The organism is Betaproteobacteria bacterium (assembly GCA_009377585.1).
Classification (GTDB): Bacteria; Pseudomonadota; Gammaproteobacteria; order Burkholderiales; family WYBJ01; genus WYBJ01.
Genome location: WHTS01000124.1, coordinates 1 through 16,219, shown reverse-complemented (window position 1 = coordinate 16,219; position 16,219 = coordinate 1). Strand labels below are relative to the sequence as shown.

Annotated in this window: 13 protein-coding genes; 12 read left to right on the top strand and 1 reads right to left on the bottom strand. The window is 67.0% G+C overall.

Annotated features, from left to right (window positions below; genetic code table 11):
* The first annotated feature begins 174 nt into the window (after nucleotides 1-174).
* The 9 genes from GEV05_25915 (at nucleotide 175) to GEV05_25875 (ending at nucleotide 12,133) form a co-directional block, all read left to right on the top strand.
* The gene (locus GEV05_25915) at nucleotides 175-1,245 is read left to right on the top strand and encodes an aminotransferase class I/II-fold pyridoxal phosphate-dependent enzyme (protein MPZ46758.1); all 1,071 of its coding nucleotides are present in this window, start codon (nucleotides 175-177) and stop codon (nucleotides 1,243-1,245) included.
* 118 nt (nucleotides 1,246-1,363) lie between these two features.
* On the top strand, nucleotides 1,364-3,676 hold the full coding sequence (locus tag GEV05_25910; protein MPZ46757.1) for a molybdopterin guanine dinucleotide-containing S/N-oxide reductase: 2,313 nt from the start codon (nucleotides 1,364-1,366) through the stop codon (nucleotides 3,674-3,676).
* A 199-nt stretch (nucleotides 3,677-3,875) separates the two neighbouring features.
* Nucleotides 3,876-4,634 (top strand): glucose 1-dehydrogenase, encoded by a 759-nt coding sequence (locus tag GEV05_25905; GenBank protein ID MPZ46756.1) that lies wholly within the window; start codon nucleotides 3,876-3,878, stop codon nucleotides 4,632-4,634.
* A gap of 52 nt (nucleotides 4,635-4,686) precedes the next feature.
* Entirely contained in the window at nucleotides 4,687-6,135 is a 1,449-nt protein-coding gene (locus tag GEV05_25900) for an aldehyde dehydrogenase family protein (protein ID MPZ46755.1), read from the top strand.
* A gap of 140 nt (nucleotides 6,136-6,275) precedes the next feature.
* Nucleotides 6,276-7,004, top strand: coding sequence for a (Fe-S)-binding protein (locus GEV05_25895; protein ID MPZ46754.1), 729 nt, complete (start codon nucleotides 6,276-6,278; stop codon nucleotides 7,002-7,004).
* A 9-nt stretch (nucleotides 7,005-7,013) separates the two neighbouring features.
* Nucleotides 7,014-8,444, top strand: a complete 1,431-nt coding sequence (locus GEV05_25890) for an iron-sulfur cluster-binding protein (protein ID MPZ46753.1) — start codon at nucleotides 7,014-7,016, stop codon at nucleotides 8,442-8,444.
* 191 nt (nucleotides 8,445-8,635) lie between these two features.
* On the top strand, nucleotides 8,636-10,156 hold the full coding sequence (mmsA, locus tag GEV05_25885) for a CoA-acylating methylmalonate-semialdehyde dehydrogenase (protein ID MPZ46752.1): 1,521 nt from the start codon (nucleotides 8,636-8,638) through the stop codon (nucleotides 10,154-10,156).
* A gap of 10 nt (nucleotides 10,157-10,166) precedes the next feature.
* On the top strand, nucleotides 10,167-10,820 hold the full coding sequence (locus GEV05_25880) for a lactate utilization protein C (GenBank protein ID MPZ46751.1): 654 nt from the start codon (nucleotides 10,167-10,169) through the stop codon (nucleotides 10,818-10,820).
* Nucleotides 10,821-10,966: 146 nt separating this feature from the next.
* Nucleotides 10,967-12,133: a hypothetical protein gene (locus tag GEV05_25875; protein MPZ46750.1), complete on the top strand. Its 1,167-nt coding sequence runs from the start codon at nucleotides 10,967-10,969 to the stop codon at nucleotides 12,131-12,133.
* Nucleotides 12,134-12,206: 73 nt separating this feature from the next.
* Here the strand turns inward: GEV05_25875 and GEV05_25870 are convergent, their stop codons facing one another.
* Nucleotides 12,207-13,181: a tripartite tricarboxylate transporter substrate binding protein gene (locus GEV05_25870; GenBank protein ID MPZ46749.1), complete on the bottom strand. Its 975-nt coding sequence runs from the start codon at nucleotides 13,179-13,181 to the stop codon at nucleotides 12,207-12,209.
* 309 nt (nucleotides 13,182-13,490) lie between these two features.
* On the opposite strand from GEV05_25870, the gene GEV05_25865 reads away from it, so the two are divergent.
* From GEV05_25865 to GEV05_25855, 3 genes are read left to right on the top strand one after another with little or no spacing between them, the layout of a single operon-like run.
* Complete coding sequence (locus GEV05_25865) at nucleotides 13,491-14,009, top strand: MaoC family dehydratase (protein ID MPZ46748.1); 519 nt, start codon at nucleotides 13,491-13,493, stop codon at nucleotides 14,007-14,009.
* Nucleotides 14,010-14,019: 10 nt separating this feature from the next.
* Nucleotides 14,020-15,225 carry an acyl-CoA dehydrogenase gene (locus GEV05_25860; protein MPZ46747.1) on the top strand — a complete coding sequence of 402 codons (1,206 nt, stop codon included), beginning with the start codon at nucleotides 14,020-14,022 and terminating at the stop codon, nucleotides 15,223-15,225.
* Nucleotides 15,226-15,282: 57 nt separating this feature from the next.
* Nucleotides 15,283-16,110 (top strand): hypothetical protein, encoded by an 828-nt coding sequence (locus tag GEV05_25855; GenBank protein ID MPZ46746.1) that lies wholly within the window; start codon nucleotides 15,283-15,285, stop codon nucleotides 16,108-16,110.
* The last annotated feature ends 109 nt before the right edge of the window (nucleotides 16,111-16,219 follow it).

The window sequence follows — 16,219 nt, the reverse complement described above, 5'->3', positions numbered from 1 at the left end:
CTAAAACATTGCCCTCCTGCCAAGGAGGGCGGGACGCGCACTGCGCGGACGGGTGGTCTACTGGCATCGTCGCTCCACTCGACCATCGCCCCGCCTTCGGGCATCCTTACGAATTCCCTCGATGCGGCCGCCGGCCGCGCGCCGCCCCCCGCACAAGGGCGAAAAGGAGCATCAATGGCACCCATCGACCTCAGAAGCGACACGGTTACCAGGCCAACGGAAGCGATGCAGGAAGCGATGCGCCGCGCCGAGCTGGGCGACGACGGGCGCGAAGGCGATCCGACCGTACGCAAGCTCGAGGCGCTGGCGGCGTCCAGGGTCGGCAAGCAGGCGGCGCTGTATCTGCCGAGCGGGACCATGGCGAATCTGTGTTCGCTCCTCACCCATACCAGCCGCGGCGCCGAAGTCCTGCTCGAACGTACCGCGCACATCATCAGCTACGAGAATTCGGGCCTGTCGCTGCTGGGCGGGCTGTTCTACCGGCCCATCCCCGGCACACGTGGTGCGATGGACGTGACGGCGCTCGAGTTCGCGTTCGAATCGGGGCTTGCCTCCAAGCAGCTGGCGCCGGCGCTGGTGTGCATGGAAACCACGCACAACACCGCGGGCGGTGCGGTGCTGCCGCTCGATCACATGGCGGCGGTCGCGCGCATTGCAAGACAGAACGGCGCCAAGGTGCACCTCGACGGCGCGCGCATCTTCAACGCCGCGGTCGCCCTCGGGGTATCGGCCGACAAGATCGCCGCGCACGCCGATACGGTCTGCTTCTGCGTCTCCAAGGCGCTGAGCGCGCCGGTCGGCTCGTTGCTTTGCGGCCCTTCCGCGTTCATCGAACGGGCGCGGCACTTCCGCCGCATGCTGGGCGGCGCCATGCGCCAGTCGGGGATTACGGCGGCGGCCGGTATCATCGCGCTGGAAACAATGATAGAGCGGCTGCGCGACGATCATGCCAACGCGCGTCTTCTCGCCGAAGGTTTTCACCAGGTCGATCCGAGTTTGGTCGATCCGGGATCGATCGAAACCAACATCGTGCGCGTCGATATCTCGGGCAGCGGCCGCTCGGCCAAACGCTGGGTCGAGGAGCTCGCGGCCGAGGGCGTCGCGACCAGCGATTACGGTCGCACCCAGCTGCGCTTCGTCACCCACCGCCATATCGGTCCGGTCGAAGTGGAGCAGGCGGTTGCGGCCGTGCGGCGGGTACGGGAGCGTTCGGTGCAGCAGCCAAGACAGCGTGCTGCGGGCTGAGGAGTCGGACAATTGCCCAGCCCTGCGAGCGTGCCTTCTTGTATTGTTTACGCCTCACGTTTACGCCTCACGCCAATTGAAATTGCCCCGTCCCCATTCGTCTGAAGGAGCTTCGTTGATGAACGCGCCGCTGCTCACCTCGACGCACTGGGGCGTGTACGAGGTCGAGGTCGAAGACGGGCGCGTCGTGCGGCTGAAGCCGTTCGCGCACGATCCGCAGCCCTCGCCCATCGGCGATTCGATCCCGGGCGCGCTCACTTCGCCCACGCGCGTGCTGCGGCCGGCCGTACGCAAGAGCTATCTCGAGGGTGGCCCGGGAACGGCGCCGCACCGGCGCGGCGCCGAGGCGTTCGTGCAGGTGTCGTGGGAAAGAGCGCTCGATCTGGTCGCAGCCGAAGTCGATCGGGTGCGCAAGGACTTCGGCAATGCCTCGATCTTCGCCGGCTCCTACGGCTGGTCGAGCGCGGGCCGCTTCCATCACGCGCAAAGCCAGGTGCATCGGTTCATGAACTGCGCCGGCGGCTACGTTGCGCACGTCGGCACGTACAGCCTCGGCGCGGCGCGCACGCTCTTGCCGCATATCGTCGGCGATATGGATGGGCTGCGCGGCCAGCACACGCCCTGGACCGTGCTCGAGCAGCATTGCAAGCTCTTCGTCGCCTTTGGCGGCGTGCCGCTGCGCAACACCCAGGTGAACTCGGGCGGCGCGTCGCAGCACGAAGTGGGCGTGTGGCTGCGGCGTCTGGCAGCGGCCGGCGTGCAACTCGTCAACGTGAGCCCGGTGCGCAGCGACCTGGTGACGACACGCGCCGTCGAGTGGATTCCGATCCGGCCGAACACCGACGCGGCCTTCATGCTGGCGCTCGCGCACACCCTCGTCGCCGAAGGCCGGCATGACGAGCGCTTTCTCGCCAGTCACTGCGTGGGGTTCGAGCGGCTGCGCGCCTATCTCATGGGCGAAACCGACGGCGTGGCGAAGGACGCGGCATGGGCAGCGCGCATCTGCGACGTATCGGCCGACACCATCGTCGACTTGGCGCGGCGCCTGGCAGCCAACCGCAGCATGATCACGGCCAGCTGGTCGCTGCAGCGCGCCGACCACGGCGAGCAGCCGTACTGGCTCACCATCGCGCTGGCCGCGATGCTGGGGCAGATCGGGCTGCCGGGTGGGGGCTTCGCGCTGGGCTACGGCTCGGTGAACGCGGAAGGCGCGGATGCGCATGCCTATTCCGGGCCGGTGTTGCCGCAGGGAACTAACGCGGTCAAGACGCCGATCCCGGTTGCGCGCATCTCCGACATGCTGCTCGACCCGGGCGGAGAATACGATTTCGACGGCAAGATCTGCGCCTATCCCGATATCCGGCTCGTCTACTGGTGCGGCGGCAACCCGTTCCATCACCACCAGGATCTGAACCGGTTGATCGCGGCCTGGCGCAAGCCCGAGACCATCGTCATCCACGAGCAGTTCTGGACCGCGGCGGCCAAGCATGCCGACATCGTGCTGCCGGCGACCACCTCGCTCGAGCGCGACGACATCGGCTCGTCCGGGCGCGACCGGTACATGATCGCGATGAAGAAGGCGGTCGAAGCGCCGGGCGAAGCGCGCGACGATTACGCCATATTCGCCGAGATCTCGCGGCGCATCGGAACGCATCGCGCCTACACCGAGAACCGCGACGCGAGCGGGTGGTTGCGTTATCTCTTCGAAGCGTCGCGCGAGCGCGCCGACCGCTACGGCGTCGAGCTGCCGGGCTTCGACGAGTTCTGGGCCCAGGGTTATTTCGAAGTGCCCAAGCCGGCCGAGCCGCACGTCATGCTGCGCGATTTCCGCGCCGATCCGGATGCGAATCGCTTGCCGACGCCGTCGGGCCGCATCGAGATCTTCTCCGAGCGCATCGCGTCGTTCGGCTATGCCGACTGCCCGGGTCATCCGGCATGGATCGAGCCGGTCGAGTGGCTGGGCGAGCAGGTCTCGCGCTATCCACTGCATCTCATCTCCAGCCAGCCGGCGACCAAGCTGCACTCGCAATACGATCACGGCGTCGTCAGCCGCGAGCGGAAGATCCACGGACGCGAGCCGATCCGTATGCACCCCGACGATGCGGCGGCGCGCGGATTGCAGGCCGGGGACATCGTGCGCGTCTTCAACGACCGCGGGCAGTGCCTTGCCGGCGTGCGTATGGAACCGGGGCTCAAGCGCGGCGTGGTGCAGATGTCGACCGGCGCCTGGTACGATCCCCTGGTGCCCGGGGAGATCGGCACGCTCGACAAGCATGGCAATCCGAACGTGCTGACGCTCGACAAGGGCACGTCGAAGCTCGCGCAGGGCGCCAGCGCGCACACCTGCCTGGTGGAGATCGAGCGCTACACGGGCGAGCTTCCCCCGATTACCGCGTTCGATCCGCCGCCGTTCGAAGCCGAATCGACATGAAATTGATCGCCGTCAATTCCCGCGTACGCGGGAATCCAGGAAAACTGCTCGTACCCCCCTGGATTCCCGTTTTCACGGGAATGACGGCGCAGAACCGAATGGACCGTCATTCCCGCGTACGCGGGAATCCAGGAATGGGTCACGCCTCCTGGTTTGCCGTTTGCACGGCAATGACGGCGCAGCAGCCAGGGAGATGCAGATGTTCGATCTGAAAGACAAGGTCGCCTTGATCACGGGGTCGACGCGCGGCATCGGCAAGTCGATCGCCGAGGAGATGGCCGGCGCGGGCGCCAAGGTCGTCATCTCCAGCCGCAAGGCAGACGCGTGCGAGGGCGTGCTGAAGGAATTCCAGGCGCGCAAGCAGGAAGCGATCGCGGTGCCGTGCAATGTCGGCTACAAGGAGCAGCTGCAAAGCCTGGTCGATCGCACCCTGGCGCAATGGGGTCGCATCGACATCGTCGTGTGCAACGCCGCCTCCAATCCTGTGTTCGGCCCGCTCATCAAGGTCTCGGACGAAGCCTTCGACAAGATCATGCTCACCAACGTGAAGAGTGTGTTCTGGCTCGCCAACATGGCGATACCGCAGATGGCGGAACGAGGCGGCGGCTCGGTGGTGATCATCTCCAGCATCGGCGCGCTTCGCGGCAGCAACGTGAACGGCCTGTACGGCACCTCGAAGGCCGCCGAAGCCGGGCTGTGCCGCGCGCTTGCGGTCGAGTGGGGGCCGAAGAACGTGCGCGTCAACTGCATCCTGCCCGGCCTCATCAAGACCGATTTCGCCCGCGCGCTGTGGGAAGACGAGGAGCGGCGCAAGCGCCGCGAGGAATTGACGCCACTCAGGCGCCTGGGCGAGCCGAAGGACATCGGCGGCGTGGCCGCGTTTCTTGCCTCCGATGCCGCCGCCTACATCACCGGGCAGATGATCGTCGCCGACGGTGGCACGACCATCGCGCCCTGACGCCCGTCCATTCGCTGCCGACCATTCATTCATCGAACAAAGGAATCCGCTCATGGCCACGCATCCGGCATATCCCGAAGTCCTCCTCCATATCGACGGCGCCTGGTGCAAGGCGGCTTCCGGCAAGACGCTGGCGGTGGTGAATCCGGCCACCGGCGATCCGATCGGCACCGTTGCCCATGCCGAACGCGCCGATCTCGACCGCGCCCTGGAAGCCGCGCAGAAAGGCTTTGCCACCTGGCGCAAGACCTCCGCCTTCGAGCGCTACAAACTGATGCGCAAGGCCGCCGAGCTCATGCGCGCGCGTGCCGAAAGCATAGGGCCGCTGCTGACAATGGAGCAGGGCAAGCCGGTCGCGGAGGCGAAGCAGGAAGCATTGGCCTCCGCCGACATCATCGACTGGTTTGCCGAGGAAGGCCGGCGCACGTATGGGCGCGTCATCCCGGCGCGCGCTACCGGTGTCTATCAGTTCGTGGTGAAGGAGCCGGTCGGACCGGTCGCCGCCTTCACGCCGTGGAACTTCCCGATCAACCAGGTAGTGCGCAAGCTTTGCGCCGCGGTCGCCAGCGGCTGCTCGATCATCGTGAAGGGACCGGAAGAGACCCCCGCATCGCCGGCCGAGCTCGTTCGCGCGTTCGTCGACGCCGGCGTGCCGGCAGGCGTGGTGAACCTCGTCTACGGCGTGCCGGCGGAGATATCGAGCTACCTGATTGCGCATCCGGTCATCCGCAAGATCTCGTTCACCGGCTCGACCGCGGTGGGCAAGCAGCTCGCCGCGTTGGCGGGCCAACACATGAAGCGGGTGACCATGGAGCTGGGCGGTCATGGCGCCGTGCTGGTGTTCGATGACGCCGACATCGATGCGGCCAGTCGGATGCTGGCTGCGGCGAAGTTCCGCAACGCCGGCCAGGTGTGCGTCTCGCCGACGCGCTTCCTGGTGCAGGAGAAGGTGTTCGATGATTTCGTCGGAAAATTCGTCGCCGCGACCGGCAAGGTGAAGGTTGGCGACGGCCTCGAGGACGGCACGACCATGGGGCCGCTCGCCAACACCCGGCGCGTGCGTGCGATCGAGACCTTCGTCGACGACGCGCTCAAGACCGGGGCCGAGCGCAAGACGGGCGGAAGCCGCATCGGCGAGAAGGGCAACTTTTTCGAGCCGACGGTACTGACGCATGTACCGAAGACCGCCCGGGCGATGAACGAGGAGCCGTTCGGGCCGCTGGTGATGATCAATCCGTTCGGGGCGTTCGACGAGGCGGTGAGCGAGGCGAACCGGCTGCCCTATGGTCTGGCGGCGTATGCGTTCACCCGCTCGGCCAAGACCGCGACGGCCGTGGCGAACGAGGTCGAGACGGGCATGATGACGATCAACCACCTGGGACTGGCGCTGCCCGAGGTGCCGTTCGGCGGCGTGAAGGATTCCGGCTACGGTACCGAGGGCGGTGCGGACGCGCTCGAGGCTTACCTCGTGTCGAAGTTCGTGACCCAGACGGGGGTGTGAGTTCGAGTGAAGGATGAAAAGTGAAGGGTGAAGGATGCGGCGCCCTCCGGCGCAATGCGGCTACGGCGATGGTCATAGCGCCGTTTCACGCTTCACCTTTCACGCTTCACTCCGGCAAGCTCTGCTGATTCACCATGCCCATATCCGTCGGCCTCTTCGTCACCTGCCTGGTGGACCTGATGCGCCCGCGCATCGGGTTCGCGGCATTGACGCTGCTCGAGCGCGCCGGCTGCGACGTGATCGTACCGTCCGCCCAGACCTGCTGCGGCCAGCCGGGCTACAACTCGGGTGACCGCGCCGGGGCGAGGAAGCTCGCGCAGAAGCTGATCGGCGAGTTCGAGCACTGCGAATACGTCGTGGCGCCGTCCGGCTCCTGCGCCGGAATGATCCGCGCGCACTATCCGGAGCTGTTCGCAGATGCGCCCGAATGGCAGGTGCGCGTGCAGGCGCTCGCCGCCAGGACCTACGAGCTCACGGACTTTCTCGTGCGCGTGGCGAAGCTTGCCGACGTTCCGGGCACGTTCGAAGGCAGGGTCACCTATCACGACTCGTGCTCGGGCCTGCGCGAGCTCGACATCAAACGCCAGCCGCGCGAATTGCTGGCCAAGGTGGCTGGCCTCACGCTCGGCGAGATGGATGAGGCCGAGGCGTGTTGCGGCTTCGGCGGCACGTTCGCGATCAAGTTCGGCGACATCTCGACCCGCATCGTCGACGTGAAATGCGACCGCATCGCGCAAGCGCAGGCTAAAGCGGTCGTGCTGGGCGATCTCGGCTGCATGCTCAACATCGAGGGCCGTCTGCGCCGCCGCGGCGACACCCGCACGCAGGTGCTGCACGTGGCCGAAGTGCTGGCCGGCGGCGCGGATTAGCGAGCGCACATGCAAGTCGCCTCGATGCACTTCAAGCCGCGAGCCAGCGAGAAGCTGGCCGACCCGCACCTGCGCGAAGCGCTCGACGGGCTCAAGCGCCGCTTCGTGCCGGGGCGCGCGGCCGTGATGGCGGAGGTGGACTTCGAGGCGACCCGGGAAGTAGCCGCCGCGATTCGGCAACGCGCGCTCGATCATCTCGATTTCTTTCTCGAGCTGTTCGAGCGCAACGCCACCGCCCGCGGCGCAGTGGTGCACTGGGCCGAGACGACGCAGGACGTGAACGAGATCGTGGCTGCGATCGCGCGCGAGAACGGGGTGCGCAAGGCGGTCAAGTCCAAGTCGATGGTGAGCGAGGAGTGTGCGCTCAACGATGCGCTCGAAGCTGCCGGCATCGAAGTGGTCGAGACCGATCTGGGCGAATACATTCTCCAGCTCGGCCACGAGCCGCCGTCGCACATCATCGCGCCCGTGATCCACAAGACGCGCGACCAGGTCTCCGATCTATTTGCCGAGAAGCATCGCACCCCGCGCAAGACCGACATCGACCAGCTCACGCGCGAAGCGCGCGAGCTGCTGCGCCCGCACTTCCTGAGCGCGGACATGGGCATCACGGGCGCCAATTTCATCGTCGCCGAAACCGGTTCGACGCTCATCGTCACCAACGAAGGCAACGGGCGCATGGCCACCACGCTTCCCCGCATCCACGTGGCGATCACCGGCATCGAGAAGGTGGTGCCGACGCTGGAGGACGTGGCGACGCTCATGCGCCTGCTGCCCCGATCGGCCACCGGCCAGTCGATCAGCAACTACGTTTCGATCACCACCGGAACGCGCGCCGAGGGCGACCTGGAGGGGCCCGAGCAGTTCCACGTGATCCTGCTCGACGGCGGCCGCTCGAAAATCCTGGCGAGCGAGCTGCGGGCGATTCTGCGCTGCATCCGCTGCGGCGCGTGCATGAATCACTGTCCGGTCTATCAGAGCGTCGGCGGTCATGCCTACGGCTGGGTCTATCCCGGGCCGATGGGCTCGGTGCTCACGCCCAGCTACGTCGGCATCGAGAACGCGCTCGATCTGCCGCATGCGGCCACGCTGTGCAATCAGTGCGGCGTCGTATGCCCGGTGAAAATTCCGCTGCCCGAGCTCATGCGAAAGCTGCGCGAGAAACAATATCAGCGCGGCTTGCGGCCGTGGCACGAGCGCACGGCGCTGGCGGGATGGGCGTGGCTCGCATCGCATCCGCGCCTCTATGCCTGGGCGACGGCCGTCGGGGTGAAGGCGCTCGCGCGGATGGGCGGTGGGCGCGGGATGATCACTTGGCTGCCGTTCGGCCGCGGTTGGACCGACGGCCGTGACATGCCCGCGCCCGAAGGCAAGACGTTTCGCGAGCTGTATGCTCGCAAGCACGCTCCCCTCTCCCCCCGGGAGAGGGGTTGGGGGTGAGGGGGGGGGGGGGGAGAGAGAAAAGGCAGGCGCACGACGCAAATTTTCCCTCACCCTCGGTCCCTCTCCCAAAGGGAGAGGGAAGTTAAAACCCCGCTCTCCCCGGGATCGGCTTGTGGGTGAGGGGGGCGAAATCTCCCCTCTCCCTCCGGGAGAGGGGCAGGGGTGAGGGAAGATTTCAGGAGAAGCACATGAGCATAGTCGACACGAACACAACCGGAACGCTGCCGCTGTGGATCGGCGGCAAGGCGGTCGCCGCCACCGGCACGCGCACCGGCAGCATCACCAACCCAGCCACCGGCGAAGTGATCCGCAAGGCGCCGATGGCCAACGCGGCCGACATCGATGCCGCGGTGCGCGCGGCCACGCAGGCATTCGAGCAATGGCGCGAAACGCCGCCGCTGCGCCGCGCTCGCGTGCTCACTCGCTTCCGCGAGTTGCTGGAGGCGAACCGCGACGAGCTCGCGCGGCTGATCACGCAGGAGCACGGCAAGACGCTGGCCGACGCCGCGGGCTCGCTTCAGCGCGGCATCGAGGTGGTCGAATTCGCATGCGGCGTGCCGCACCTGCTCAAGGGCGAGCATGCCGAGGACGTGGGCCGCGGTATCGACTGCCACTCGATGCTGCAGCCGCTCGGGGTTTGCGCCGGCATCACGCCGTTCAATTTCCCCGTGATGGTGCCGCTGTGGATGTTTCCGGTTGCGATCGCCTGCGGCAATACCTTCGTGCTGAAACCGTCCGAAAAGGATCCGTCGCCGGCCTTGCGCATGGCGGAACTGGCGACGGAAGCGGGATTGCCCGACGGCGTGCTCAACGTCGTGCACGGCGACAAGGAGGCGGTCGACGCGCTGCTCGATCACCCGGGCATCCGCGCCGTATCCTTCGTCGGCTCGACGCCGATCGCGCGCTATGTCTACGAGACGGCCACGCGCAACGGCAAGCGCGTGCAGGCGCTCGGCGGGGCCAAGAACCACGCCGTGGTGCTGCCGGACGCCGATCTCGAGTTCGCCACGGACGCAGTGATCGGCGCCGCCTACGGCTCGGCCGGTGAGCGCTGCATGGCCATATCCGCAGTCGTCGCCGTCGGTGCGATCGGCGACAAGCTGGTCGACAGCATTCGCGACAAGGCCGCCAAGCTGCCGGTCGGTCCGGGCGATCAGGGCGGGATCGAGATGGGGCCGCTGGTCACGCGCGAGCATCGCGACAAGGTCAAGGGTTACGTCGACAAGGGGGTGCAGGAAGGCGCACAGCTGGTGCTCGACGGACGCGCGTTCGAGGTATCCGGGCGCGAAAACGGTTTCTTCATCGGGCCGACGCTGTTCGATCAGGTGAAGCCGGAGATGACGATTTACAAGGACGAGATCTTCGGCCCGGTCCTGGTCGTGCTGCGCGCCGAGAGCCTGGAGGACGCGATCGACCTCATCAACCGCAATCCCTACGGCAACGGCACGGCGATCTTCACGCGCTCGGGCGGCGCGGCGCGCCGCTTCCAGAACGAGATCGAAGTCGGCATGGTCGGCATCAACGTGCCGATCCCGGTGCCGATGGCGTTTTTCTCCTTCGGCGGCTGGAAGAGCTCGCTCTTCGGCGATCTGCACGTGCACGGCATGGAAGGGGTCTACTTCTATACACGCACCAAGGTCATCACCACGCGCTGGACCGAGGACAGGCCTGTCGGCAGCGCCTTCGTCATGCCGACTCTCGGCCGCTGAGCGCCACCGCGTGACAACGGCGCGCGACCGGATACTCGAACGCGTGCGCGCCGCGCTCGGGCGCAACGGGCCGTTGCCCGCTGCGGCGGCCGGGCCGCTGCACGCGTACGTCGCGCAGCATGCCGCGGGACCGCGCCCTCGCGCGGACTGGGAACCAGTAGCGCGCTTTCGCGAGCGGGCCCTGGCTTTGTCTTCGACGCTCGACGAGGTCGAGACGCTGGCGAGCGTGCCGCAGGCGGTGGCGCGCTATCTCGCGCGGATGAATCTGCCGCGAAGCATCGTGGTATGGCGCGAGTTCGCGCACCTCGACTGGCAGCGCGGCGGGATCGAGGCCGAAGCGCGCAAGGCGACGGGCTCCGACCGGGTCGGCATCACCGGATGTTTCTGCGCCATCGCCGAGACCGGAACGCTGCTGCAGCTATCCGCCGCCGGCCGGCCCGCGTCGACCAGCCTCCTGCCCGAAACGCACATCGCGATCGTGCCCGCCGCCCGGATCGTGAACGGCATGGAAGACGCCTGGGCGCTCGTCCGCAGCGAATGCGACGTCCTGCCACGAGCGGTGAATTTCATCTCCGGTCCCTCGCGCACCGCGGACATCGAGCAGACGCTCGTGCTGGGCGCGCATGGCCCGTACCGTGTTCACATCGTCGTCGTGCACGGATGATGCCCCGTTCGCCCGCAGCGGGCAGCGCAAGACGCTGTACGATCGCCGCACGGCGAAGTAGCGACAAAAACAACCGCGAAATCGCGGCCATGATCGAGCGCTGTCTGGGCAAGAATGTGCGCTGAGCATCCGCGCATTCGCATTTCATGATGAGTCGTGTTCTTTCACGCCTGACTTTCGGGCCGAGGCGCTGGCTGGCCCCGGCGGCGCTGGCGCTGCTGTCCGGCGTCCATTGCCCAGCGACTGCCCAGCCGGGCGGCGCAAGCGCAGCCAATACGGTGTTCGAGGCCGTATCGAAGAGCGTCGTATCGGTGCACGTGTTCGAAGGCAAGCCGGGGGCGCGCAAGCGGGTCTCGCTCGGCAGCGCGGTCGCCATCGCGCGCGGGCGCGTGGTGACCAATTGCCACGTGCTCGCATGGGGCCTGTCGTCCGCGACCAACCCGCGCGAGCTCCCGATCGAAGTCAAGGTCGCGGGCGTGCGCACGGCCTTGAAGGCGCGGCTCGCCAACGCCGATCCGGCGCGCGATCTTTGCGTGCTCGAGGTGGCCGGCCTGGATGCTCCGCCGGCCGTCGTCGGCACCACGCGCGGCCTCAAAGTCGGCCAGCCCGTCTACGCCGTCGGCGCTCCCCGTGGGCTCGAGCTGACGTTGTCGAGCGGAATCATATCTTCGCTGCGCCGTAATCTCCTGGGCAAGGATTTCCCGGACGACTCGGTGCCGATCATCCAGACCGATGCGGCGATTTCGGGAGGCTCGAGCGGCGGGGGATTGTTCGACGGCGACGGACGCCTCATCGGCATCACCAGCTTCGGCGTCCGGGACGGGCAGAATCTCAATTTCGCGCTTCCCGCGGAATGGATCCGGGATCTCTCGCTGCGCGGCGTCGACGCTAACGACTTCGCCGACATCCTGGCTTACTGGCGCAAGCGACGGCAGGGCGGCGCGGGCGCGGAGGGCGTGGCTGCGGATGGCGGCCGCTGGGTATTCGCGGCCAAGAGCCCGCAAGGCTACAACGTCTATCTCGACACGGGCCGGCTCACCCGCTCCGGAACGCAGGCGCAGATCTGGATCCTGCACAACTTCGAAGCGCCGGTCGACCGGCGCAGCGTCGACACGGTGCAGTCCCGGGTGTTGCTGGCCGAAATCGATTGTGCCGGCGCGCGCTGGACCTTGCGCCACGCCGCGACCTACACGGCGCACTTTGCCGACGGGCGGCGCCTGTCCGCGGAAGACCTGCACCCGACCGAAGCCGACTATCGGCCCACGACGCCCGGTGGTGTCATGGATACCCTGCGCCGGGCGGCGTGCAGTTAGAGCGGATTGCTGCGGCCCGATTGCCGGGCGCTCCGGTTGCCGCCACGCGTGCTGACGCAGGCCTTTCGCGCGCCTATTCCACGTCGATCGCGCCCGACTTGATCAGGCCGCGCAGGCGGTCCGCTTCGGTGTTCATGAATTTGGTGAAGTCCTCCGGCGTGCCGCCGCCGATCTCCAGTCCGAGCTGATCGAGCCGCTGCTTCACATCCGGCAGCCCGAGCGCGCGATTGACCTCGCCGTTGAGCTTCTGCACGATCGCAGGCGGCAGCTTGGCCGGACCGGCGAGGCCGAACCAGACGATTGCTTCGGCGTTCTTGATCCCCTGCTCCTCCAGGGTCGGCAGGTCGGGCAGGACGCTTTGACGCTTCTTCGCGGCGATCGCGAGCGCCTTCAGCCGACCCGCTTTGAGATGCGCCTCGCCACTCACCGAAGTCGTGTACATGACATTGACCTGCCCACTGATGATGTCGATGAAGGCGGGCGCCGTTCCCTTGTAGGGAATATGCGTGACCTGCACCTTGGTTGCGGCCTGGAACAGCGCCAGGCCGATGTGCAGGCTGGAGCCGTATCCCGACGACGCCCACGTCAGCTTGCCGGAGCGGGCATACGCCACCAGCTCGGGTGCAGTACTCGGCGGAAACTTCGAATTGGCGACGATGATGAGCGGGGCATAGCCGAAGAACACGATCGGCCTGAAGTCCTCGAAGCGGTACGGCGGCTTCTTGCGCAGCAGAATGTTGTTGATATTCGGCCCGGGATTGGCCGAGAGCAGCGTGTAGCCGTCCGGGGCGGACTTGGCGACGATCTCGCCGCCGAGGAGGCCCCCGGCGCCGCCGCGGTTGTCGATGACGTATTGCTGGCCGATGCTTTCGGTGAGCTTCTGCGCCAGCAGGCGGGCGATGATGTCGTTCGATGCGCCGGGCGCGAACGGAACGACCCAACGCACCGGCCGGCTCGGATAGTTTGCCGCATCGGCGGCGGCCGAGGGCTGCGCCGGCGCCACCATGGCGAGCGCGACCAGACACGGCAGATAACGATGTGCAATCACGGCTTGCTCCTTTTCGATCGTGTGATGACCAGCCGCAACGAAGCCGCGCCCCGGCTTGCTCGGAGCGCACGACTATGCAATCGCGGTGCGGCGAGATTATCACGAGCCGCATCGCATCGAGCTTGGCCCGGCTCGGCCGAACTCATGTCTGCCATCGGGATATGCGCCATGGCCGCTCGCTCGATCCCGCTCGCGCCCGCGGCTGCGGTTGCGGTTGCGGTTGACAATCCGCGCAGCCATCACAAAGGCTGCGCCAGCGCGCCGGCAGGCTCGGCATGCTGGTATAGTGGCGCGAGAGAGGAGCTTCAGATGGTCGCACACGCCCGCCCCGTCGGACCCGGCCGCTACCGCGAAAGCCACGGCCGCTACTTCGAGGAATTCGAGATGGGCGCGGTGTACGAGCACAGACCGGGGCGCACGATCACCGAGGCCGACAACATCCAGTTCTCGCTGCTGACGATGAATTTCCACCCGCTGCATTGCGACAGCGCGTATGGCGCCAAGAGCGAGTTCGGGCGCTGCCTGGTGAACAGCGGCCTCACCATTGCGATCGTGCTCGGGATGAGCGTCGCGGACGTGAGCGCCAAGGCGACCGCCAACCTGGGCATCGACAAGCTGCGGCTGACCGCGCCGGTGTTTCCGGGCGACACCATTTATGCGGAATCCGAAGTCGTCGCCAAGCGCGAATCGAACAGCCGGCCCAACGAGGGTCTGGTGACGGTGCGCACCACGGCGCGCAAGGCCGACGGGACGGTCTTCATGATCTTCGAGCGCACGGCGTTGATTCCGAAGCGCGGCCACGCGGTCGAGGACCGCATCGATCTCTAACGTCGCGTAAATGCCATATCGCTTGTCCCCTCACTCCCAACCCCTCTCTCAAGAGGAGAGGGGAGCCTACCGCCCGGAACAGAAGGACGAGGCGCTGCTGGAGGCGATCGACGCATTCCTCGCCCGCGAAGTGCGGCCGGTCGCGCGCGAGCTGGATCATTCCGACACATGGCCCGCCGATATCGTCGAAAAGATGCGCGCGATGGGCCTCTTCGGCTGCATCATCGAGGAGCGCTATGGCGGGCTTGGCCTGACCGCGGCCACCTATGCGCGCATCATCGAACGCATCTCGGCGGTGTGGATGTCGCTCGCCGGCATCGTCAATTCACATCTCATCATGGCGGCCCTGGTGCAGCGCGCGGGCACCGAGGAGCAAAAAGAGCGCTACCTGCCGCGCTTCGCAAGCGGCGAGCTGCGCGGCGGGCTGGCATTGACCGAGCCCGATTGCGGCACCGACCTGCAGGCGATTCGCATGGCCGCCCGGCGCGACGGCGAGCACTATGTGATCGACGGCATCAAGACCTGGATCTCGAACGGCATCCAGGGCCATTGCGTCGCGCTGCTGGCGAAGACCGACACCCAGGCCGAGCCGCGTCATCGCGGCATGAGCGTTTTCATCTGCGAGAAGGGTCCGGGCTTCGAGGCGAGCCGCAAGCTCGAGAAGCTCGGCTACAAGGGCATCGACAGCGCCGAGCTGGTATTCCAGAGCTATCGCGTGCCCGCTGCCAATCTGATCGGCGGCGTCGAGGGGCGCGGATTGCAGCACGTCCTCGCCGGGCTCGAGCTCGGCCGCATCAACGTCGCGGCGCGAGGGGTCGGCATCGCCCGCGCGGCGCTGGATGACTCGGTTCGCTACGCGCAGCTGCGGCGCACGTTCGGAAAACCGATCAGCGAGCACCAGGCAATCCAGCTGAAGCTCGCCGACATGGCTACCCGGGTGGAAGCAGCGCGCCTGCTGACCGCTGCCGCGGCCGACGCTTACGACCACGGCGCGCGCTGCGACATGGAAGCCGGGATGGCGAAGCTGTTCGCGACCGAAGCCGCGGTGGAGAATTCGCTCGAGGCGATGCGCATCCACGGCGCCTATGGCTATTCGAAGGAGCTGGACATCGAGCGCTATTACCGCGATGCGCCGTTGCTGGTGATCGGCGAGGGCACCAATGAATTGCAGCGCATCATCATCGCGCGCCAGCTGGTCCAGCGCCATCCGGCGTGAGGCTAGTGTCCTGCATTCGATCCGGCATCCCACCGCGTCATGATTGACGATCCCACCTTGGCATCGATTGCGTTCGCGGCTGCGTTGATCGCGGCGGGTGCGTTTGCCGCGGCCTGGTGGTCACGCCAGCGCCGGCTGCGCGCGCTGCGCCAGGAATGCGAGCGGCTGCGCAGCGTGGCCGCGGAGAAGGAGTCTTCGCTCGCTCGCACGCTCGTGCGTTGCGACGAGCTGCAAGGCAGCCTGGGCGCGCTGCACGACAAGCTCGGGCACGACGAGACGCAGATCGGGCAGTTGCGCGATCTGGTCAAGGTGCACGTCGCGCGCAGGCGCGAGTTCGACGAATGGGCGAATCCGATCCGCGCATCCCTGGGCGATGCCTTCGGCCATACGCTGCGCACGCTGAAAGAACAGATCGCGCGGCAGGAGTTCGCACTGCGACGCCAGGAACGGATCGTGACCGATGCCGAAAGCCAGTATCTCGGCAAGCGCGACGAGCTCGAGCGCATGCGCCGGGAGCTCACGCTCAAGAACTACCACATCGCCGCGTTGAACGAGCGCTTCATCCGCGTGGAGGAGCGCATGCAGGATCTGAGCGCACAGGTCGCGTCGATCGGGTTGGCTCGCGGCCCGCGCACCGAGCGCGATCCGGCCGCCGCGACGACGGCAACGAGCGGGCTGCCGATATCGCCGGAAACCGAGCGCTTCGGCCTGGACAAGGGCGAGTCGCGCGACTGGATGGAAGTGCTGGACAACTGGCACCGGCAATTGCACGAGCGTCTGGATCGCCTGGACGAGCTGCAAGCTCAGTTGCGCACCGGCGGCTCGCGTCCCGGCGCGGCCCGCACGCCGCAACCGGGACGCACCGGCGAGGCGGGCTCGGCGTAGGCGGCAACGTCGTGATTCGCATCGGGACCTTCATGCCGGCTCGTTTGCAAACCACACCACCCCGGCGCTTCGCGCCACCCCTCCTCATGAGAGGAGGGGAAGGCTTTAA

Excerpts from the sequence above, each read along its gene's own strand:
- GEV05_25900 (MPZ46755.1), top strand. The coding sequence starts at position 4,687 with ATGGCCACGCATCCGGCATATCCCGAAGTCCTCCTCCATATCGACGGC.
- mmsA (MPZ46752.1), top strand. The coding sequence starts at position 8,636 with ATGAGCATAGTCGACACGAACACAACCGGAACGCTGCCGCTGTGGATC.
- GEV05_25860 (MPZ46747.1), top strand. The coding sequence starts at position 14,020 with ATGCCATATCGCTTGTCCCCTCACTCCCAACCCCTCTCTCAAGAGGAG.
- GEV05_25875 (MPZ46750.1), top strand. The coding sequence starts at position 10,967 with ATGATGAGTCGTGTTCTTTCACGCCTGACTTTCGGGCCGAGGCGCTGG.
- GEV05_25865 (MPZ46748.1), top strand. The coding sequence starts at position 13,491 with ATGGTCGCACACGCCCGCCCCGTCGGACCCGGCCGCTACCGCGAAAGC.
- GEV05_25905 (MPZ46756.1), top strand. The coding sequence starts at position 3,876 with ATGTTCGATCTGAAAGACAAGGTCGCCTTGATCACGGGGTCGACGCGC.
- GEV05_25890 (MPZ46753.1), top strand. The coding sequence starts at position 7,014 with ATGCAAGTCGCCTCGATGCACTTCAAGCCGCGAGCCAGCGAGAAGCTG.
- GEV05_25910 (MPZ46757.1), top strand. The coding sequence starts at position 1,364 with ATGAACGCGCCGCTGCTCACCTCGACGCACTGGGGCGTGTACGAGGTC.
- GEV05_25915 (MPZ46758.1), top strand. The coding sequence starts at position 175 with ATGGCACCCATCGACCTCAGAAGCGACACGGTTACCAGGCCAACGGAA.